This window comes from Amycolatopsis sp. NPDC041971, from assembly GCF_055588925.1.
Genome location: NZ_JBVJCE010000006.1, coordinates 1 through 19,160 on the forward strand (window position 1 = coordinate 1; position 19,160 = coordinate 19,160).

The window sequence follows — 19,160 nt, forward strand, 5'->3', positions numbered from 1 at the left end:
CCAAAAGAGGGCCTCGGGGGGTGGGACGCGAGAAGTGTCGGCCCACCAGCCCCGGCACGGAGAGCGGGGGGGGTGGTCCGGGAGGGCCTCTTTGAGGGACTCTGGGTCCCTCAAGGAGGCCTTCACGGACGGTCCGGATCAGCGTTTACGCCAGATGGAGACCTCCAGGTCGGTGATCTCGTACCGGCGGCCGTCAGCCCTGGTCAGGCTCGGCTCCGTACTTTCCGACAGCAGCTCGAACGCCTCACCGAGGACGTTCGCGAGCTCGGCGGCCGACGCCCGTGGGAGTGCCACGAGCAGCAGCCCTCCGGTGCGCAGGAAGTTCTCCGAGCCGACGAGCGGGCGCAGGTAGCCCGCCGCGCCACCGAGCCGGTCGAAGGCGTCGGCCACGACCACGCCGTCGAACGTGCCGAGCGCGGCAGCCGGCCGGCCGGACTCGGCGAGGGTGAACGAGACGCTGCCGTCCGGCGCGATCGACGGCCGTCGCGCGTGCAGCTCCCCGCGCCCCGGCACCCGGTAGCCGAGGTCCCAGCCCTCGGCCAGCCGGTCCGCCGCCGCGACGAACATGGGCCGGGCGTCCAGGCCGACGACCTCGATCGGCCGTTCGGCCAGCGAGAACGCCAGCCCGCCCGCCGCGGTGGCGAGATCCGCGACCCGGCGCAGCTCCACCCCGGCTTCGGCCGCGGCCTGGGTGAACCTCCGGGCCAGCCGGTCCGGATAGCCCGCGGTCGCGGCGAGTGGATGTCCGGACCGGCCGAAGGCCTGTTCGGCGGTGCCGTACTGACCGAGCAGCACCCGGTCGAGTTCCGCCCGCGCGTCACCGTCCAGAGTGGACTCCGGTGCCACGACCAGCCGGATACCCGCCTGCTGCAGGAAGTGCGGCCGGTAGAAGTGCCGGGCCCAGATGCTGCCCAGCTCGCCGGTGCTGATGTACGCGCCACCGACGATCAGCTGATGCTGCCCACCGAAACTGGGCACCGAGAAGTCCTCGTAGTACGGGTGCGGGGTGAAGCCCTCGAGCGGGTTGAAGGTGTCTTCGCTCCAGGTCCAAAGGTTGCCGGCGGCGTCGTGCACGCCCTGCGACGTCGTCGGCGAGTGGTCGACAGGGCCCTCCGAACCCCAGGCCAGACCGAGGTTGATGCCGGCGTCGCGCAGCTGCCCGCCGTCGAGCCGCATGACCACGTCGTCTTCGACGCCGGGACGCTCCGGCAGGTCACGCAGCAGGAAGTATTCCGCTTCGGTCGGCAGCCGATATTCCCGGCCGTCCTTTTCGGACCGCCAGGCGGCGAAGGCCTTGGCCTCGTGGTAATTCACCACCACCGGCCAGTCCCACGGCAGGTCGATCTCGTCGAACAGCGTGCGCAGCCGGAACGCGTGCAGCCCGGTCGGGCCGGTCGGCACCCAGAAACGCGGCCACTTGGTGTTGCGGAAGCGGCGCCACGCCTCGCCTTCGGCCGACCACAACTCCGGCCGCCGGTAACCGCCGTCGGCGACGAACCCGTGGAACTCGCCGTTGCTCACCAGGCAGCGAGCCGCTTCGAAGTCCGGCAGCTCCTGACGACGTGAGCCGTACGCGCTGTCCCAGCCGTAAGACGGGAAGGACAGCGGCTTGCCCAGCTGTGCCGTGCGCCCGGGCACGGTGACGGTGCCGTTGGCGGGCACGGAACCGGGCTCGGGCTTGCCGGACTCGGTGGTACGGCGCAGTGGCGACGGCGATGGCCACTCGGCAGGCCGTTCGACCAGGCGCGAACGCATTTCGCGGACCAGCACCGAACTGGTCTCCAGGTGGACACGATCGTGCTCGATGGACAGCAACAGCGCCCAGGCCTGGTCGTCCATCGTCACCGGCCGCCCGAGGTCCGGGGCGAACGGCGTGGTCTCGATGACGCCGACGACCGCCCGGTACACCTCGGCCCGGTAGTCCTTCACCTCCGAAACCGACGGCCACACCATGTCGTTCTTCGACATGTCGTCCCACGAGTTCTCGTCGACACCCATTTCCAGGACGTGCTCGAGATAGGCGTCGATCGGCGCGTCCAGCAGCCCGGCGACCCGCAACTTGTTGACGTACAGCGCGGTCGTGTGGCCGTAGTAGAAGACCATCGGATGCCGCAGGTTGTGGTCCGGCGGGCGGTAGAACGCCTCCGCGCCTTTCAGCCCGGCGAACAGCACCTCGTGCAAGGTCCAGGCGTTGTCGAAGTAGTCCAGCACCTCTTCGCGGCTGCATACGGACAGATCGGGCAACGGCAGCGCGCTGATCTCGCCGGATTCGGCAACCCCCGGGCATCGGCCGGGCTCGGGGCGGATCCCGGTGTACCACCACTGTGGATCACGGGCCCCGTTCAACCGCTCGTCGGCGTGCTTTACCGCATTTCTCTCCCAAGGTTCCATGGTGACCGTCGGCGTCATCTGACCTCACTTCGGATCGGGCACTGGGGGCGGGTGCCGAAACCGTCGCATCTCCGAAAAGGTCATTTCCTCTCCTGTCGTGCTTCGAATCGCCTTTCGGAAGAAGTCCGGCGGGGGATCGCAATCGGGGAGATGCCCGTTGATCACGGCGGATGGGACCGTCGGCGTTCCGAATCCCACCGGTTGAGGGGTGAAAGGCTTGTCGACGAAGCCCTGTGTCGTGCTCGTGGACACCTACGAAACGGCCGATCACGGGTTGCCGCAGACCGCCCGGCACATCGCGCCGACGTTCCTGGCGCTGGGCGCGGAATGTGTGCGCGTGCAGAGCGCGCCCGACGCGCCCGGCCAGTACCGGAAGTCCTCACCGACCATGAGCAACTACCGCGAGAACATCGTCCACGACGGCGATCTCGCGAAAACGCTGGACGCGCTGGCCGTGCACGAGCCGGTCGCGGTCGTGGCCGGTGGTGAATACGCGGTCGCGTTCACCGACGAACTCAGCGAAGCGTTGGGTGTGCCGTCGAACGGCACCGCGCTTTCCCTTGCCAGACGGGACAAGTCCGCCATGGGCGAGGCCGTCGCCGCGGCTGGGTTGCCCGTCGCACGGCAGTTGCCGACCGCGGAAGAGGCCGAACTCGCCGCATGGCACCGGGAGGTGGGCGGACGGATCGTCGTCAAGCCGAACCGCAGCGCCGGCGGCGATGGGGTGTCCTTTTGCGACACCCCGGAGCGGTCGGTCGAGGCACTGCGCACGATCACCGGCCGCCAGAACGTGTTCTCCGAGGACAATGACTTCGTCATCGCGCAGGAGTACCTCGCCGGCAGCGAGTACATGGTCAACACGGTGAGCATGGACGGCCTGCATCAGGTGTGCGACATCTGGAAGAGCTCGCGGTTCGCCGTCAACGGGGTGTCCGACCTGCTCGGCGCCTGCCAGATCGTGCCGAGGCGCGCGCCGGGCCACGACGAACTGGTGGAGTACGCGTTCGCGGTACTCGACGCGCTGGGTATCCGGCACGGTGCCGCGCACGTCGAGATCAAGCTGACGCCACAGGGCCCACGGCTGATCGAGGTCGGTTCGCGGCTCTCGGGCGGCGACCTGCCGCATCTGGCGCGGCTCGCGATCGGCGAGTCCCAGCTGGACTGGATGGCCGACGCGGTGCTGCGGCCGGAGCGGTTCCGCGAGCGGTGGGGCGAGGACTACCGGATCCAGCGGCACTACGCCTGGTCCGCGCTGCTCTCACCGGTCGAAGGCACGCTCCGCCGGTACACGGTGCTCGACGAGATCGAGCGGCTGGAGAGCTTCCACGAGATGTTCGTGCTGACCCGGCCGGGGAAGCCGTTACGCCGCACCATCGACGACACGACCTTCCCAGTGGTCGTCACGTTCATGCACGAGATCGAGGAGTACGTCCTACGCGACCTCGGCACGCTGCGGTACCTCGACGGCGTCGGCTGCTACGAGCTCGAACCATGACGGCGCCGGGGTTTTTCCGGACACGGCTCGGCGGGCTGCCGAAGTCGTTCTGGGTGCTGTGGACGGGCACGCTCGTCAACCGGCTCGGCACGATGGTCCTGCCGTTCCTGGCGCTGTACCTGACCAGTGAGCGCGGCCTTTCGGTGGCGACGGCGGGCACCGTGCTGGCGCTGCTCGGCATCGGCCAGGTGTTCTCGCAGCTGATCGGCGGCCTGCTGGCCGACCGCATCGGCAGACGGGCGACGCTGACCGGCGGCATGCTCGCGACCGGCGCGATCATGCTGGTACTGGGTTATGTCGAGCGCCTCGAACTGATCGCGGTCGCCGCGCTGCTGCTCGGGCTGGCACTCGACGTGTTCCGTCCGGCCACCCAGTCCCTCGTGGCGGATCTCGTGCCCGGTGCCGACCGCACGCGGGCATTCGGGCTGCTGCTGTGGGCGATCAACCTCGGCTTTTCGATCGCGATGGTGCTGGGCGGCACGATGGCCCGTGCCGGCTTCACGACGCTGTTCTGGGTGGACGCGGCGACCTGCTTGCTGTTCGGCCTGCTGGTCTGGCGGGCGGTTCCGGAGACCCGCGGTGGCGGCCGATCGCGGGAGCCAGGCGGCTTCACCGTCGTCCTGCGCGACCGGGTCATGGCCGGGCTGATGCTCATCTCGCTGGTGGTCGCGTTCGTGTTCCTGCAGAGCCTCGCCACATTGCCGCTGGCGATGCGGGAGGACGGGCTTTCGCCGGCGGGGTACGGACTGGTGATGGCGGTCAACGGCATCGTCATCGTGGTCGTGCAGCCACTGGTGGGCCACCGGCTGGGCCGCTGGGACCCTTCGCGGGTGCTCACGTTCGGGATCCTGTTGACGGGTTTGGGTTTCGGCGCCACGGCCTTCGCGTCGACGACGCCGATTTACGCCGCGTGCGCCGTGGTGTGGACTCTCGGCGAGATCGTGATCCAGTCGGTCGGCGTCGCGATCGTGGCCGAGCTCGCCCCACCGCATCTGCGCGGCCGGTACAACGGCGCCTACGGCACGGCGGCGGGCCTCGCCGCGTTCGCCGCCCCGCTCGGCGGTACGCAGCTGCTGGTACTGGGCGCGCCCGTGTTGTGGACGGTCTGTTTCGGGCTGTGCCTGGCCGCGGCCGTGGGCCAGTGGCTGCTCGGCAACGCGGTCCGTCACCGGATGGCCACCGCGCCCGTTCCGGTGGCGGTCGGCTGACTCGGTTCATCCGTCCATTCTGGACGCCAGGATAGCCGCGCCGGGCCCGGAAACCTCGTCGAGCGCCACGACCCGGCCGGCGATCGCCAGCAGGAGCGCCTCGCCGGGACCGCGGAGTTCCGGTCCGGATCCGGCCGACCAGTCGAGGTCCGTGGCGACGAGCCGGAGCCCGCGTGCCCGGCGGTTGGCCTTGATCGGCGGGGCGTAGCGGGCGAAGGCCAACGCGTGGCGCAGCCGGTCCGGTGGCACCTCGCGGGGAAGCCCCAGCGGCCGCCGGATGTCCTGCTGATGGATGAGTCCGTCGAGCAGCGCCACCCGCCCACCGAACGCGGCGGTCAGGCCGCGGGGTTCGAGATGTTCCTCGAACCTCGCGATCAGCTCTTCGGGTGTCCGGCCGGGCTTTCGCGCGACCCCGAGCGCGTTGATCCGATCCAGTCGCAGCCCTCCGCGGACGGCCTGGCCGAGCAGATCGCGCAGGCGCAGCGTGTCGTAGTCGACGACATGGGCGACCACCTCCCGGACCGTCCACTCCGCACACAACGTCTGCGCGTCCCACTGGCCGGGGGACAGCGAGCGCAGGAACGCGGCGAAGTCCGCCCGTTCGTCCCGTGCGAGTCGCGCGACGGATTTCACCGGCGGCCTCCTGAGGTCACTTGGGTCACTTGTGGTCGAGCCATCCGCAAACGTAGTAGGCGGTGTCCTCGTTCCGCTCGACGTACCAGGAGTAGACGACGTCGCCGGCGAGTTTGCCGGTGCGCGCGTTCCGCTGGGTGACCGTGGCCTGGACCGTCACGAACTCCTGCCCGGACGGGACGGTGTACGGCAGCATCTCCCAGCGTTCGACGTAGTGCCCGTGGAGTTCGAAACCGAGCAAGGTCGCCCGCAGGCGCGGGCAGGTCCCGCTGCGCAACGCGGTCATGTCGTGATTGGCCAGCCCGTTCATGTAGACCTGGAACACCCGGTCGATCGCGGCGGGCTCGAGTCCCGGCGCGGACGACGAGGTCGGCGCCGGGGGCGTCACGGTCAGGGTCTGGGTCTGGACCGGGGGAGCGGAGTCCGACGTGGGCGTCGCGGACGAAGAGTCGGCACGCGGTATCGGAAGCCCGGCCCGGCACGCCGAAAGGGTCGTGACGAGGCCGATCAGGAGCACGCCCGCCCGGACGCGCGAAGTCGAAGGTCTCACGCTGTCGACGCTAGGTGGCTTTCATGAAATTCGGATGAAGAGCTTTGTGCCGCGAAAGCGGCTCTCAGGACCTGCGTCCAGGCAGCGGACACGCGTGATTGGAGGGCGAACTCGCGTGATTGGGGAGCGAACTTGCGTGATTGGAGGCGGGACACGGCCGAGGTCGGCTCAGCAGTTCGCGAGGAAGCGCCGCAGCACCCGCGTGCCGAATCGCAGTCCCTCCACCGGGACCCGCTCGTCCACACCGTGCGCCATCGCGCGGTAGGGGAAGCCTTCCGGCAGCCACAGCGGCGCGAAGCCGTAGCAGTCGATCCCGAGCGGGCTGAACGCCTTCGCGTCCGTTCCGCCGCCCATGCAGTAGGGGACCACGACGGCTTCGGGGTCTTCCGAGCGCAAAGCGTCCGCCATCGCGTCGAACCACGGTGAATCGACCGGCGCTTGGACCGGCGGCTGGTGCGCGACGAACTCGCGGGTGACGCCCTCGCCGAGTATCGCGTCGATCTCGGCGAGCAGTTCCGGTTCGGTGCCGGGGAGGACGCGGACGTCCACTTGGGCCTCGGCCGAAGTCGGGATCACGTTCACCTTGTAACCGGCGTCGAGCATGGTCGGCGTCGTGCTGTTGCGGACGGTCGGCACCACCAGCGCCCCGGCAGGCCCGAGCCGCGCGATCGTTCCGTCCACATCGGACAGATCGACCGGGACGCCGAGCGCTTCCCCGGTACGTTCCAGGAACGCTCGCACGGTCGGGGTCAGCTGGACCGGCCAGCGATGCGCGGCGATCTTGCCGAGCGCGGTGACCAGCCGGGTGACCGCGTTCTCGTCGTTGGGGCGCGATCCGTGTCCCGCGCGGCCCTTGGCGGTCAGCCGCAGATGCGCGGTGCCGCGTTCGGCCGTCGCCACCGGGTAGAGCCGCACGGCGCGGCCGTCGGCGGCGGGGACGTGGTAGGTGTACGCGCCCGATTCGCTGATCGCGGCCGCGCAGCCGTCGAACAGGTCCCGGTGCGCCGCGGCGAGCCAGTGCGCGCCGTACTCGCCCTTGTCCTCCTCGTCGGCCACGAACGCCAGGACGATGTCACGTCGCGGGCGGACGCCGGTGGCGAGGGCGGCGAGCACCATCGCGCAGAAGTCCTTCATGTCGACGGCGCCACGGCCCCAGAGGAAACCGTCGCGGACTTCACCCGAGAACGGGTCCACCGACCAGTCGGCCGCGTCGGCCGGGACGACGTCGAGATGTCCCTGCACGAGGAGCGCCGGCAGGCTCGGGTCGGTGCCGGGGACCCGGGCGATCACGTTCGCGCGCCGGGGGGCGGACTCGATGATCTTCGCGCCGATCCCGAGCCCGGACAGCAGGGACGCCACGTACTCGGCGGCTTCGCGCTCGCCTTCGGAGTCCCCGTCGCCTCGGTTCGTGGTGTCGAACCGGATCAGGCGCGAACAGACTTCGACAACATCCATGTCAGCGTTGTCTTCGGAACCCGCGGCCGCGATCACGTCGCCAGGGCGCGGCCCTCGAACGTCCGGCCGGTCAGCGTGCACGGCGCCCTGCCGCCGCGATGGCGGGGCCTCCGGCCCGGCGGGTTCGGTGTCGAGAGGTCGGACGTGACCATCGCTCCGCGAGTCCATGTCAGCCATAGATACCCTGCACCGCCCCGGCCGCGATCGCCGTGACGATCTTGAACGCCTTCATCGCTTCGGTCATGTCCGGCGCGTCGAAGCCGACCCGCCGCACGCCGATCTGTTCCACCGTCGGGATCACCGCCGTGGCCTGCGCGAGGTGGCTCGCGTCGAACTCGACCTCGATCCGGTGGGGTGTGGTGAACCGCTCGACCCGGCCCGCCCGGTTCATCGCGTCCGCCGCGGCCGAGGACAGCAGTTCGGCGGTCCTGGCGGGCGGCAGGCAGATCGCGGCGTAACGGCTGACGCACTCCTTCACCGTGACCAGTTCGGCCTCCGGCGCGTAGTCCTGAGCGTCGTCGCAGGCCTTGTCGTCACCGGAGACCACCAGCACCGGGACGCCGTACTCGGCGGCCATCGCGGCGTTGAGCCTGCCTTCGCTGGCGGGAACGTCGTCGAGCCACACGCCGGTGATCTGATTCTCCAGGTAGGTGTGGGAAAGCACGCCGTCGAACCCGGCGCCGGCGTGGTAGCCGAGGAAGACGACGCCGTCCACGCCCGTGTCGATGCCCTGCATCATCGACAGCGGTTTGTGCCTGCCGGTGAGCATGCGCGCCCGGCCGTCGAGGTCTTCGAGCAGGAGGTTTCGCTGGGACGAATGCGCCTCGTTGACCAGCACGTCGGTCGCCCCGGCGGCGAAGAGGCCCGCGATGGTGGCGTTGACGTCACCGGTGAACAGGCGCCGGAATCGCTGCCACTGCTCGGTGCCGGGGATGACGTCCTCGGTCCAGGTGACGCCGGTGGCGCCCTCCATGTCCGCCGAGATCATGATGCGCATGCGGGGCACCCTAGCCGAGGCTCTTTGCCTTCGCCGCCGGGATCAGGGCCAGGAGCCGGAACGCGGGTAGACCGCCCAGGCGCGTTCCCAGGCCGCGATCCGGTGCCGGTCGAGCACCAGCCGGACGATCCGGTGCAGCAGGACGAGCGAGGCGACCACAGCGAACCAAAGCCAGAGTCCGACCAGCACGGAATCGAACACGGCCGTCGACGCGGTCCTCGGTGCGGCGGTGAGCTCACCGCGGATGTCGATCCAGATCGGCACGGCCGATCCGGCGGGGCTGCCCGGCGTCGCGAGGACACCGCCGGCGTGCCGTGCGCCACGCGAGTCGACCCAGGTCGCCTCGGTGGTGGAGTCGTCGGTCCCGACGCTCTCGCTGTCGACGATACGGACGGGTGCCGCCTTCACCAGGTACGCCGTGGTGGCCTGACGTCCGACCGCGTCGGTGGCGGCCGCCGCGACCTGCCTGCCGTGGTTGGCCGAGCCGGCGGCGGCCGCGACCGGGATGGCGAGCAGCGCCGCGAGGATGACGAGCTTGAGAAGGAGGGCTTCGAATCGGTCCGAGCCACGGGCGAGCGAGTTGTGACCAGGGAAGAGCCGTCGCCGGAACCGGGCGATCGGACCGCTGGACCCGTGCACGAGGAACTCCATTCCCTCAGACCGCGAAAACCTCCACCTTCGATTCTCGATCACCGGGGCGCCGCTGTCGCGGTATGGGGACACAGACCACTCTGTGGATCCGTACACGACAGTTAATTCGTTTTACCCGTCCACGTTCCCCGGCTACCGTCTTCGCCATGGGGATTTTCTTCAACCTGTGATTCTCGCCTTCGACGCGGCCCTGGCGTAGAGCCTTCGCTCCGCCGGGCCGCGTCCTTCCGCACGCGCTCTTCTTCCTTACGAGAATCCAGGAGGACGCCCCTATGCGTACCCCGTGTCAAAATCCCGGAACACAACTCGTGCTCTCCGGTGTCACCAAGCGTTTCGACGACCATGTCGTGCTCGATCAGGTCTCCTTCAGCGTCAAACCGGGGGAGAAGGCGGGCGTCATCGGCGACAACGGTTCGGGTAAGTCCACTCTGCTGCGGCTGATCGCCGGCCGCGACCGGGCGGACAACGGCACGGTGACCGTCACCGCGCCCGGTGGAGTCGGCTACCTCCCGCAGACTCTGGAACTGCCCGACTACGCCACGGTCGGCGACGCGATCGACCTCGCACTGGCCGACATCCGGGAACTCGAATCCCGGCTGCGGGCAGCCGAGACGTCACTCGAAACCGCCGAAGACCTCACTGCCTACGGCGACCTCATCGCCGGCTACGAAGCGCGCGGCGGTTACGAGGCCGACGCCAGGGTGGAGGTCGCCCTGCACGGGCTCGGGCAACCGGGCCTCGATCGCGGCCGCGCGCTGGGCAGCCTGTCCGGTGGGCAGCGGTCCCGGCTGGCGCTGGCGGCCACCCTGGCCGCGTCACCCGAACTGCTGTTGCTGGACGAGCCGACCAACGATCTCGACGACGAAGCCGTCGCCTGGCTGGAGAATCACCTCCGCGGGCATCGCGGCAGGATCGTCGCGATCACCCACGACCGGATGTTCCTCAGCCGGGTCACCACCACGATCCTCGAGGTGGACGCCGACCGCCGGACCGTGCACCGGCACGGCAACGGTTACGCCGGTTACCTCGCCGCGAAGGAGGCCGCGCGGGCGCGGTGGGTCCGGGAGTACGAGCAGTGGCGGCTGGAGAAGGCCCGCTATGAACGGCTGGCGGACGTCAACATCGACCGGTTCTCGGTGATCCCGCGCAAGGCACCGGCGGCCTTCAGCGGGGCAGGCGCGTTCCGGGCCCGCTCCCGGGCACACGGGGCGATGAGCCGGATCCGGTCGGCTCGCGAGCGGATCCAGCGGCTCGCGGCCGACGCCGTCCCGCCCCCGCCGCGGCCGCTCCGGTTCACCGCGCGGATCGCCGCGGCGGAGGCGGAAGCCGATCAGTACGTGGTGAAGGTGGACGACGTGTCGGTCGACGGCCGTCTGCCGCGGACGTCGCTCAGCGTGCTGCCCGGCGAACGGGTCCTCGTGACCGGACCCAACGGGGCGGGGAAGACGACCTTGATGCGGGTGCTCGCCGGGGAACTGGCGCCGTCGACGGGATCGGCGGAGCGCGCGGGCAGGATCGGGTTCCTGCACCAGAACGGCGGGCTCGCCGGCGACGCCCGAACCGTCCTGGCGGTCTTCGCCGGGGACGGTGACGAGGACGAGGCGGCCGAGAGGTTGCTGTCGCTGGGGCTGTTCCGGGGGCCGGATCTGCGCAAGCCGGTGCGGGAGCTGTCCGTCGGGCAGCGACGCAGGCTGGAACTGGCCAGGCTGGTGACGGCCAGGACCGACCTGCTGCTGCTCGACGAGCCGACCAACCACCTCGCCCCGGATCTCGTGGAGGAGATGGAACAGGCGCTCGCGGAGTATGCCGGTGCGCTCGTGGTCGTCACCCACGACCGGCGGATGCGGCGGACCTTCGAGGGCAGGCGGCTCGAACTGGTCACTTCAGCGACATGAGCGGTCCGTCCACTTTCGCCGGGTTGAGACAGCTGTTCAGCCCGTCCACGAGGGAACAGGTCCCGGGCCCGCGCTTGAGCCGGTAGCCCCGCGGCACGCCACCCGACGTCACCAGCTCCTGGTACGCGGGAACGGCGTCCGCGGGACGCCGGGTCAGCGCGGGGTCGGTGAGAGCGTCCACTGTGTACAACCCGAACCTGGCACGGTAGCTGCCCCATTCGTAGTTGTCGGTGAGGCTCCAGTAGTTGTAACCGATGAGGTTCATTCCGTCGGCCTTCGCCCGCTGGAGCCAGTACACGGTGTCACGGACGTGATCGCCGCGGCTGTAATCCGCGTCGCGGAGTTTGCCGTTGTCGGTCGCCATGCCGTTTTCGACGATGTAGAGAGGCAGGCGCGGAAAGCGGTCGTGGTAGCTGCGCAGCGCGTAGTAGATGCCTTCGGGCTGGAGCTTCACGTCCCAGAGCTTGTCGGTGGCGGCGGCGAACACCGTCCAGTTGTCGATGCTGAAGCCGTAGTAGTAGTCGATGCCGATGAAGTCGAGCTTGTCCTTGACCCGGTCGAGGAAGAACCAGTCGGCCATCCCGTTGACGCCGGTGATGTAGGCCTGGTTGCTGGTGACCTTCGAGGCCGGATCGAGTTCGTGGATCAGGTCGTAGGCCCGCCGGTGCGCCCGGACGACGTCGGACTGCGCCGCGAAGTACCGCGTCGCGTTCAGCGCCGACCTTCTGCTCGTTCTCGAGGAAGATGAGCGGCTCGTTGAACGTCACCCAGAGGACGTCCTGACCGGCATAGCGCCGGACGATCTTCCGGCTGAATTCCAGCCACGCGTCGGCGGTCCGCGTCTCCGCCCAGCCGCCCTGATCGAGCGCCCACCCGGGATAGACCCAGTGGTTGAGCGTGATCATCGGGGTCATGCCCGCGGCCCGGACCTGCCGGAGCACGTCGTCGTAGAAGGCCAGTTCGGTCTCGTCCCACCGGCCGGGCGAGGGTTCGACGCGAGCCCACTCCACGCCGAAGCGATAGGTGTTGACGCTTCCAGTTGCTGTCGGGCGCGCTGCCTTCGGATCGGTACCCCGACGACGCGACGCCCCAGTAGAAGTCCCGGGACCAGTCGCCATCCTGCGATGCGGACGCGTTCACCCCCGAAAGTGTCGCGCATAGTGAGACGGTGACCACCGAGGACAACACCCGGCGTAACCTTCTCCGATGCTCCGGCCACTTCGTCGATGGTTCACCGGTGTCCGCCATCGTCCGGACGCTAACGTGGGTGAACGGTGTGAACAAGTGGCCGTCCGGGGGCTTCGACGATGACGTTGGGGAGATGATCGACTTGACCGGCAGCACGGTCCGACACGCCGTCTATCTGCCGCCTTTCGGCCCGTTCGGCGAGCCGCGGGTACTCGTCGACCTCGCCGTGCGTGCCGAGGCGGCGGGCTGGGACGGCTTCTTCCTGTGGGACCACGTGGTCGCGGACACCATGCCCATCGCCGACCCGTGGACGACACTCGGCGCGATCGCGCACGCCACCAGCCGCCTGCTGTTCGGCCCGATGATCACCCCGCCCGCCCGTCGCCGCCCGTGGGTGGTCGCGCGGCACGCGTCGACGGTCAGCCGGCTTTCCGGCGGGCGGCTGATCCTCGGTACCGGGCTCGGTTCGGACGAATCCGGTGACTTCAGCCGGTTCGGCGAGCAGACCGACCTCCTGACCCGATCGGCGATGTTCGACGAAGGCCTGGACGTCATCCGCGCGATCTGGTCCGGCAGGCGGTTCGACCATGACGGCACGCACTACCAGGTCGCCCTCGCCGAGGCGCCGCCCGAGCCGTTCCCGATCCCGATCTGGGTGGCGAGCTCGACCGACAACCCGCGAGTCGTTCGCCGGGCGGCGTTGTGCGACGGGATTTTCCCGAACCCGGAGGACCACACGCCGACCGCCGAAGAGATCGCGGAGACCCACCGCGCACTCGGCCTCGCCGGGCTGGAGCCGGGGCGACCCTTCGACGTCGCGGTCGCCGGGAACGCGAGCCCGGCGTGGGAAGAGCCCATCAAGGTCGATCTGCCCGCGCTCGGGCAGGCCGGGATGACCTGGTGGATGGAGTCGCTGATGCATCTCGACCCGCTTGAGCTTTCGCAGAAGATCGTGGACGCCGGCCCGCCTCGATGGTGACACGGCCGCTGAAGGAGCAACCACCCCTCCTGGATCCTCAATGCGACACAGAACCACCGAGCACCTTCAGTCCAGAGTGGACTGATGCTGCCCCGTCCGCCGGATCTCTTTGCTCCGAACGACTTCGCTGCCCTTGTGGTTCTGGACACCGGCGTCGCGCTGATCAACGCGTTGAGCGGGGAGCACGTCCACGGCAGGCCGAAACCCGCGCTCAGGGGTCGCGATCTGGTTCGCGCGGCCGTCGAAGTGGTCGGGGAAACCGGGAACGGCCCGGTCGACCTGCTCACCGCGGAGCGGTGGCGCAATCTCGCGTCCTGGTCGCGGGAGATCATCGAGTCGCTTTCCCGCCGGGAGCACGACGAGGCGGCCGGGTTGCTCGACCGGATGCTCGCCGAGAGCAAGGCGCGCCCGTCCCTGCATCGCCACGGCGATCAGTCGTGGCATCTGCACTTTCACGGTCCCGAAGCCGATCTCGTCCAGCGGTGCGCGGCGCCGCGGTGCGATCAGGTGTACATCGACGCGAGTCAGGCACAGGTCAAGCGGTTCTGTGGCCTGGCCTGCCAGAACCGGGTGAAGACCGCCGCGTATCGCGCCCGCCGGTCAGGGTCGTGAGCCGCGTGGTGTGGCGTCGATGTACCACTCGTGGTTGAACGCGAGGCCGAACAGCGGTGCCGGAAGCCGGGTGATGACGCGCATCAGCGGCGCGAGCCTGCCGGTTCCCTTCACCTGGGTGGAATGCGCGGCGATCGCGGCCTGCTTTTGGCGGGCGAAACGCCGGACGTCGAAGGTGTGGGTGATTTCGGATCTGGCGCTGTAGGCGCGGAGAAGTGTGTCGACGTCGTAGCGGAACGGGATCCGGGACAGGCGCACGATCCGCACCAGGCGCGCGACGGCGTCACGGGGGATCGTGGCTTCGAGCAGCCGGACGTCGCCGGCGAGTTCCGCCGCGCGCTTGCCGACCTCGTGCACTTTGACGTGGTCGCGGTGGCCATAACCACCGTTCCGGTCGTAGCTCAGCAGTACGGACGCCTTCTCCTCGCGCAGGATCGCCACGAGCCGCGCGGCCGCTTCGTCGGTGTCCGCGCGGACGAAGCGGACCCAGCCCGGCGGGTCCGGGTAGAGGATCGCGCCGTGGCCACTGCCGGCGTATCCGAGGTGCACGACCCGAGTGACGCCGAGCACCGTCGCGCTCGCCTCTAGTTCGGCCCAGCGCGACGCGTCCGGGCCTTTCATGCCGATGGTGGCGACCACGAGCACCACACGGTGGCCATCCGCGGCGGCGCGGGCGAGAGTGCCGCCGGTCAGCAAGGCTTCGTCGTCCGGGTGGGCGTGGAACGCCACGATGGTGGTCACGCTCCGAGCGTGCCCGAGGTCGTCGAAACAGTGGGTGGTCAAGTCTTGACCGTCCGTCGATCCCGTGGGTAATGTCTCCTTTACCTTCCGATAGTAAGGAAAGTTTCCTATTTAATCCCGCCGCCCTGACCGTCGGCGCGCCAACGCCGGCGCCGTCGACGAGAGGAGAAGCCGAATGCGTTGGGACAAGATCCGTCTCCGGGTGACGGCCGCACTGGCCGCCGGACTGCTGGCCCCGGTCGCCGCCGCGGGCACCTCGATGGCGACCGAGACCGGCACAGAACCCGCAACGCAGGCAGCCGCCGCGCTGCCGCCGGGCAGCCCGGCGGCGATCAACGGACAGCTGAAGGTCTGCGGCCTCCAGCTCTGCAACTCCGCAGGCAAGCCGATCCAGCTCCGTGGCATGAGCACCCACGGGATCCAGTGGTACAGCCAGTGTGTGAAGACCGCTTCGCTCGACGCGCTGGCCAACGACTGGAAGGCCGACGTCCTCCGGATCTCGATGTACATCCAGGAAGGCGGCTACGAGACCAACCCGCGCAAATTCACCGACATGGTGCACTCCTACATCGAGGAAGCCACCAAACGCGGGATGTACGCCCTGGTCGACTGGCATCAGCTCACACCCGGCGATCCGAACGCCAACCTGAGCCGCGCGAAGACGTTCTTCACCGAGATCGCCCAACGGCACAAGGACAAGACCAACATCATCTACGACATCGCCAACGAGCCCAACAACGTCAGCTGGGACCGCGTCCGCAGCTACGCGGAGCAGATGATCCCGGTCATCCGCGCCCAGGACTCCGACGGCGTCGTGCTCGTGGGCACCCACGGCTGGGGCTCGCTGGGTATCTCCGACGGCCGCAACGAGACCGACATCATCAACAACCCGGTGCGCGCCACCAACTTCATGTACACGTTCCACTTCTACGCGGCGTCGCACAAAACGGAGTACTTCAACGCCCTGAGCCGGGCCGCGAGCAGGATCCCGCTGTTCGTGACGGAGTTCGGCACCCAGACCGCGAGCGGTGACGGCGGGAACGACTTCACCAACTCGCAGAAGTACCTGGACTTCCTGGCATCGAAGAAGATCAGCTGGACCAACTGGAACTTCTCCGACGACAGCCGTTCGGGCGCGGTGTTCAAACCGGGCACCTGTTCGGGCAGCTCGTTCACCGGCACGGCTCCGCTGAAGCCCGCCGGCGTCTGGATCCGGGACCGCATCCGTACCGCGGACAACTTCCCGACCTCCTGATCCCGGCAGCGCGTACGTCAGGCAGGGGTCGTTCAGGACAGAGAATGTCCTGAACGACCCCCTGCCTGACAGTTCAGCCGAGCGGTTCGAAGTCCAGCGCGGCGAGGCGGTCCGGGTCGGCGAGGATGTCGATCGCCGCGATCTTCCCATCCACCACAGTGAAGGCGAAGACCGTCCTCGGTACTCCGTCCTTGGTGATGACCATCCCGGCCGCGCCGTTGACCAGGGCGGGTCGCGGTACCCCACCGGCGCCCGCCGACCGGAACATGAGCGCCTGGCTCGCGACCGTGGCCGCGCCGCGCACGAAACGCGCGGTGCCCGCCGGGGCCGCGCCGCCTTCGGCACGGAGGATGACGTCCGGGTCGAGTACCGCGACCAGCGCGTCGAAGTCACCACCCCGCGCGGCGGCGAAGAACGCGTCGACGACTTCACGCTGACGGCTCAGGTCCGAGTCCGGAACCGTCGGCGAACCCCGCAGGCGGCGCCGCGCGCGGCTCGCGAGCTGCCGGGTCGCGGCGGAGGAGCGGCCCACGATCGGCGCGATCTCGTCGAACGGCAGGGCGAACATGTCGTGCAGCACGAACGCGAGCCGCTCGGCGGGGTCCAAGGTGTCGAGGACGACCAAGAGCGCCAAGCCGACCGAATCCGCCAGCAGGGCTTGGTGTTCCGGGTCGATCCCGTCCTCACGGCCGATGATCGGGTCGGGAAGCCGCGCGCCGACCGAGTCTTCCCGCCGCGACTTGCGTGAGCGCAGCATGTCGAGGCAGATCCGACCGACGACCGTGGTCAGCCAGCCGCCGAGATTGTCCACGTCGCCGGACTCCGACCGGCTCAGCCGCAGCCAGGCCTCTTGCACGGCGTCATCCGCTTCGCTGAGCGAACCGAGCATCCGGTACGCCACCGCCCTCAGCTGCGTCCGGTGCCCTTCGAAGCGTCGTGCCAGCCAGTCGTGTTCGTCCACGGTCCCCATCCTTCATCGAGCAGTCGTAACCCTGACGCGTGAGGGGACGAAGATGTGACGGCGTGGCTCAGGACTGTGCCGGGTAGCCGCCGTCGACCTCCTTCACCGGCTTGGTTGGCGACGCTGTGGGCAGGGGAGCGGACGTCGTCGCGGTTCATCCGCACCACGAGCGAGACGAGGGTCTTGGTGCCGGGAAGCGCGCGCAGGACGTGTTCGCGTTCGCCCACCAGATCCGGGTGATCGAGCGGGACGGCCGCCGCGTCGTCGGCACCCGCGGCGAGGCAGATCTCCTTGAGTCAGCCGGCGTCGATCACCGGTGACGGCTTGTCCTGTGGTTGGGCGAGCACCGCCCGCACGGACGGATGATCCGCCAGTTTCTTGGGGAGCCGTTCGGTCACAACGCCTCCAGGATGGTCGCGTTGGCCTGACCGCCGCCCTCGCACATCGCTTGCAGGCCGTAGCGAGCACCGTGGTGGTGCAGCGCGTTGACCAGCGTGCCCATCAGCCGGGTCCCGCTCGCGCCGAGCGGATGACCCAGCGCGATCGCGCCGCCGTGGACGTTGACCTTGGCCGCGTCGGCCCCGGTCTCCTGCTGCCACGCCAGCACGACACTGGCGAACGCCTCGTTGATCTCGAACAGATCGATGTCCGCGAGCCTCAGCCCGGCACGCCGCAGCACCTTCTCCGTCGCCGGGATGACGCCGGTGAGCATGAGCAGCGGGTCGGATCCGGTGACGGCGAAACTGTGCAGCCGGGCGCGCGGCCGCAGGCCCAGTCTGGTGGCGGTCTCACTGGAGGTGATGAGCACGGCGGAAGCGCCGTCGTTGATCGGGCTGCTGTTGCCCGCGGTCACCGACCAGTCGATCTGCGGGAATCTTTCCGAGAACCCCTGCTCCTGGAACGCCGGCCGCAGCTTGGCCAACGTCTCGAGGTCGGTGCCCGGCCGGACCGACTCGTCGGTGGACACCCGGCCCGACGGGGTCTCGATCGGCACGATCTGGCTCGCGAACCGGCCGAGGGCGTGCGCCCGCGCCGCCTTCCGGTGCGAGGACACCGCGAACTCGTCCATCGCTCCGCGGCTGAGCGACCACTTCGCGGCGATGAGTTCGGCGCTGATCCCCTGCGGTACCAGGCCTTCCGGATAACGCGCGGCGACGCCGGGGCCGAGGGGATCGGTACCGGGCAGCACGTTCGACCACATCGGGACGCGGCTCATGGACTCGACACCACAGGCGATGGCAACGTCGTACGCGCCGGCCATCACGCCCTGCGCGGCGAAGTGCACGGCCTGCTGACTGCTCCCGCATTGCCGGTCGACGGTGGTCGCGGGCACGTTCTCCGGCAGCCCGGCCGCGAGTGCCGCCCACCGCGTGACGTTCTGGGCCTGTTCGCCGACCTGGTCGACCGCGCCGCCGATGACGTCGTCGATCAGCGCCGGGTCGAGTCCGTTGCGCTGGACGAGCGCTCGCAACGTGTGGGCGAGCAACTCGACGGGATGGACCTCGTGCAGGGCGCCGCCGGGCTTGCCCTTGCCGATCGGGGTACGGACGGCGTCGACGATGACCGCGTCGTGCACGGCTGCCTCCAGTAGTTAGTTGGAATCTCCAACTCACTGTGGCATCGAGTGGGTTGGAAAGCAAGACTCACTGGGTTTACCCTGGTCGCATGACCGAAGGACCGAGGGACTGCTCGATCGCCAACGCGATGGAGGTGATCGGGGAGCGCTGGAGCCTGCTCGCGCTGCGCGAGGTGTTCTTCGGAGCGCGGCGGTTCGACCAGATCGTCCGCAACACCGGGGCGAGCCGGGACATCCTGACCGCGCGGCTCCGCAAGCTTGTCGAGGTGGGAATCCTCGAGAAGCGGCTCTACGAGGAGCATCCGCCACGTTACGAGTACGTGCTCACCGAGGCGGGGCACGCGCTCAACCATGTGCTGCTGAACCTCATGGCGTGGGGCGATCGGTACGTCACGGACGGGCCGCCGCCGACGGTGTGGCGCCATTCGTGCGGCGAGGTCCTCGCGCCGGAGACCGTCTGCGCGCATTGCCGGGAACCGGTGCGGGAGAAGGACATGACGCTGGTGCGGAGCACGCGCCGCGCCGACTCGAACTTCACCGGTACATGAAGGACCCCTTCCTTGCGCCTGACGC

General features: G+C 69.2%; 16 protein-coding genes and 1 pseudogene. 7 read left to right on the plus strand and 10 right to left on the minus strand.

Annotation, left to right across the window (positions count from 1 at the left end; genetic code table 11):
- Positions 1-138 precede the first annotated feature (138 nt).
- The gene (gene ovoA / locus ACZ6DT_RS14565; RefSeq protein ID WP_465594024.1) at positions 139-2,409 is read right to left on the minus strand and encodes a 5-histidylcysteine sulfoxide synthase; all 2,271 of its coding nucleotides are present in this window, start codon (positions 2,407-2,409) and stop codon (positions 139-141) included.
- Positions 2,410-2,599: 190 nt separating this feature from the next.
- On the opposite strand from ovoA, the gene ACZ6DT_RS14570 reads away from it, so the two are divergent.
- On the plus strand, positions 2,600-3,886 hold the full coding sequence (locus tag ACZ6DT_RS14570) for an ATP-grasp domain-containing protein (RefSeq protein ID WP_465594027.1): 1,287 nt from the start codon (positions 2,600-2,602) through the stop codon (positions 3,884-3,886).
- A complete protein-coding gene (locus ACZ6DT_RS14575; protein ID WP_465594030.1) occupies positions 3,883-5,094 on the plus strand; it encodes an MDR family MFS transporter in 1,212 nt (403 codons plus the stop codon). The genes ACZ6DT_RS14570 and ACZ6DT_RS14575 overlap by 4 nt, the downstream gene beginning before the upstream one ends.
- A 6-nt stretch (positions 5,095-5,100) precedes the next feature.
- Here the strand turns inward: ACZ6DT_RS14575 and ACZ6DT_RS14580 are convergent, their stop codons facing one another.
- From ACZ6DT_RS14580 to ACZ6DT_RS14600, 5 genes are all read right to left on the minus strand, one after another.
- On the minus strand, positions 5,101-5,727 hold the full coding sequence (locus ACZ6DT_RS14580) for a maleylpyruvate isomerase family mycothiol-dependent enzyme (RefSeq protein WP_465594033.1): 627 nt from the start codon (positions 5,725-5,727) through the stop codon (positions 5,101-5,103).
- Positions 5,728-5,752: 25 nt separating this feature from the next.
- Positions 5,753-6,277 carry a hypothetical protein gene (locus ACZ6DT_RS14585; RefSeq protein WP_465594036.1) on the minus strand — a complete coding sequence of 175 codons (525 nt, stop codon included), beginning with the start codon at positions 6,275-6,277 and terminating at the stop codon, positions 5,753-5,755.
- A gap of 168 nt (positions 6,278-6,445) precedes the next feature.
- The gene (locus ACZ6DT_RS14590) at positions 6,446-7,765 is read right to left on the minus strand and encodes a M20/M25/M40 family metallo-hydrolase (RefSeq protein ID WP_465594859.1); all 1,320 of its coding nucleotides are present in this window, start codon (positions 7,763-7,765) and stop codon (positions 6,446-6,448) included.
- A 136-nt stretch (positions 7,766-7,901) separates the two neighbouring features.
- Entirely contained in the window at positions 7,902-8,729 is an 828-nt protein-coding gene (locus ACZ6DT_RS14595; RefSeq protein WP_465594039.1) for a M55 family metallopeptidase, read from the minus strand.
- Positions 8,730-8,771: 42 nt separating this feature from the next.
- On the minus strand, positions 8,772-9,368 hold the full coding sequence (locus ACZ6DT_RS14600; protein ID WP_465594042.1) for an Rv1733c family protein: 597 nt from the start codon (positions 9,366-9,368) through the stop codon (positions 8,772-8,774).
- A 284-nt stretch (positions 9,369-9,652) separates the two neighbouring features.
- On the opposite strand from ACZ6DT_RS14600, the gene abc-f reads away from it, so the two are divergent.
- Positions 9,653-11,275: a ribosomal protection-like ABC-F family protein gene (abc-f, locus tag ACZ6DT_RS14605; RefSeq protein WP_465594045.1), complete on the plus strand. Its 1,623-nt coding sequence runs from the start codon at positions 9,653-9,655 to the stop codon at positions 11,273-11,275.
- On the opposite strand, the pseudogene ACZ6DT_RS14610 reads toward abc-f, so the two are convergent.
- A pseudogene (locus ACZ6DT_RS14610) lies at positions 11,259-12,415 on the minus strand (family 1 glycosylhydrolase). The gene abc-f and the pseudogene ACZ6DT_RS14610 sit on opposite strands and share 17 nt — an antisense overlap.
- A gap of 181 nt (positions 12,416-12,596) precedes the next feature.
- Between ACZ6DT_RS14610 and ACZ6DT_RS14615 the strand changes: the two are divergent.
- Entirely contained in the window at positions 12,597-13,442 is an 846-nt protein-coding gene (locus ACZ6DT_RS14615) for an LLM class flavin-dependent oxidoreductase (RefSeq protein WP_465594048.1), read from the plus strand.
- Positions 13,443-13,526: 84 nt separating this feature from the next.
- Complete coding sequence (locus ACZ6DT_RS14620; protein WP_465594051.1) at positions 13,527-14,054, plus strand: CGNR zinc finger domain-containing protein; 528 nt, start codon at positions 13,527-13,529, stop codon at positions 14,052-14,054.
- On the opposite strand, the gene ACZ6DT_RS14625 is transcribed toward ACZ6DT_RS14620, so the two are convergent.
- Complete coding sequence (locus ACZ6DT_RS14625) at positions 14,043-14,795, minus strand: PIG-L deacetylase family protein (RefSeq protein ID WP_465594054.1); 753 nt, start codon at positions 14,793-14,795, stop codon at positions 14,043-14,045. The genes ACZ6DT_RS14620 and ACZ6DT_RS14625 overlap by 12 nt on opposite strands.
- 175 nt (positions 14,796-14,970) lie before the next feature.
- On the opposite strand from ACZ6DT_RS14625, the gene ACZ6DT_RS14630 reads away from it, so the two are divergent.
- Entirely contained in the window at positions 14,971-16,050 is a 1,080-nt protein-coding gene (locus ACZ6DT_RS14630; RefSeq protein ID WP_465594057.1) for a glycoside hydrolase family 5 protein, read from the plus strand.
- A gap of 73 nt (positions 16,051-16,123) precedes the next feature.
- On the opposite strand, the gene sigJ is transcribed toward ACZ6DT_RS14630, so the two are convergent.
- Entirely contained in the window at positions 16,124-17,011 is an 888-nt protein-coding gene (gene sigJ / locus ACZ6DT_RS14635; protein WP_465594060.1) for an RNA polymerase sigma factor SigJ, read from the minus strand.
- Between the two features lie 394 nt (positions 17,012-17,405).
- Positions 17,406-18,587 carry a thiolase family protein gene (locus ACZ6DT_RS14640; RefSeq protein WP_465594063.1) on the minus strand — a complete coding sequence of 394 codons (1,182 nt, stop codon included), beginning with the start codon at positions 18,585-18,587 and terminating at the stop codon, positions 17,406-17,408.
- An 89-nt stretch (positions 18,588-18,676) separates the two neighbouring features.
- Here ACZ6DT_RS14640 and ACZ6DT_RS14645 point away from each other — a divergent pair, with 89 nt between their 5' ends.
- Complete coding sequence (locus ACZ6DT_RS14645) at positions 18,677-19,135, plus strand: winged helix-turn-helix transcriptional regulator (protein WP_465594066.1); 459 nt, start codon at positions 18,677-18,679, stop codon at positions 19,133-19,135.
- The last annotated feature ends 25 nt before the right edge of the window (positions 19,136-19,160 follow it).

Bases quoted from the DNA above. Each gene is read 5' to 3' on its own strand.
- ovoA (WP_465594024.1), bottom strand. From the start codon at position 2,409: ATGACGCCGACGGTCACCATGGAACCTTGGGAGAGAAATGCGGTAAAG.
- ACZ6DT_RS14575 (WP_465594030.1), top strand. From the start codon at position 3,883: ATGACGGCGCCGGGGTTTTTCCGGACACGGCTCGGCGGGCTGCCGAAG.
- ACZ6DT_RS14595 (WP_465594039.1), bottom strand. From the start codon at position 8,729: ATGCGCATCATGATCTCGGCGGACATGGAGGGCGCCACCGGCGTCACC.
- abc-f (WP_465594045.1), top strand. From the start codon at position 9,653: ATGCGTACCCCGTGTCAAAATCCCGGAACACAACTCGTGCTCTCCGGT.
- ACZ6DT_RS14615 (WP_465594048.1), top strand. From the start codon at position 12,597: ATGATCGACTTGACCGGCAGCACGGTCCGACACGCCGTCTATCTGCCG.
- ACZ6DT_RS14620 (WP_465594051.1), top strand. From the start codon at position 13,527: ATGCTGCCCCGTCCGCCGGATCTCTTTGCTCCGAACGACTTCGCTGCC.
- ACZ6DT_RS14630 (WP_465594057.1), top strand. From the start codon at position 14,971: ATGCGTTGGGACAAGATCCGTCTCCGGGTGACGGCCGCACTGGCCGCC.
- ACZ6DT_RS14645 (WP_465594066.1), top strand. From the start codon at position 18,677: ATGACCGAAGGACCGAGGGACTGCTCGATCGCCAACGCGATGGAGGTG.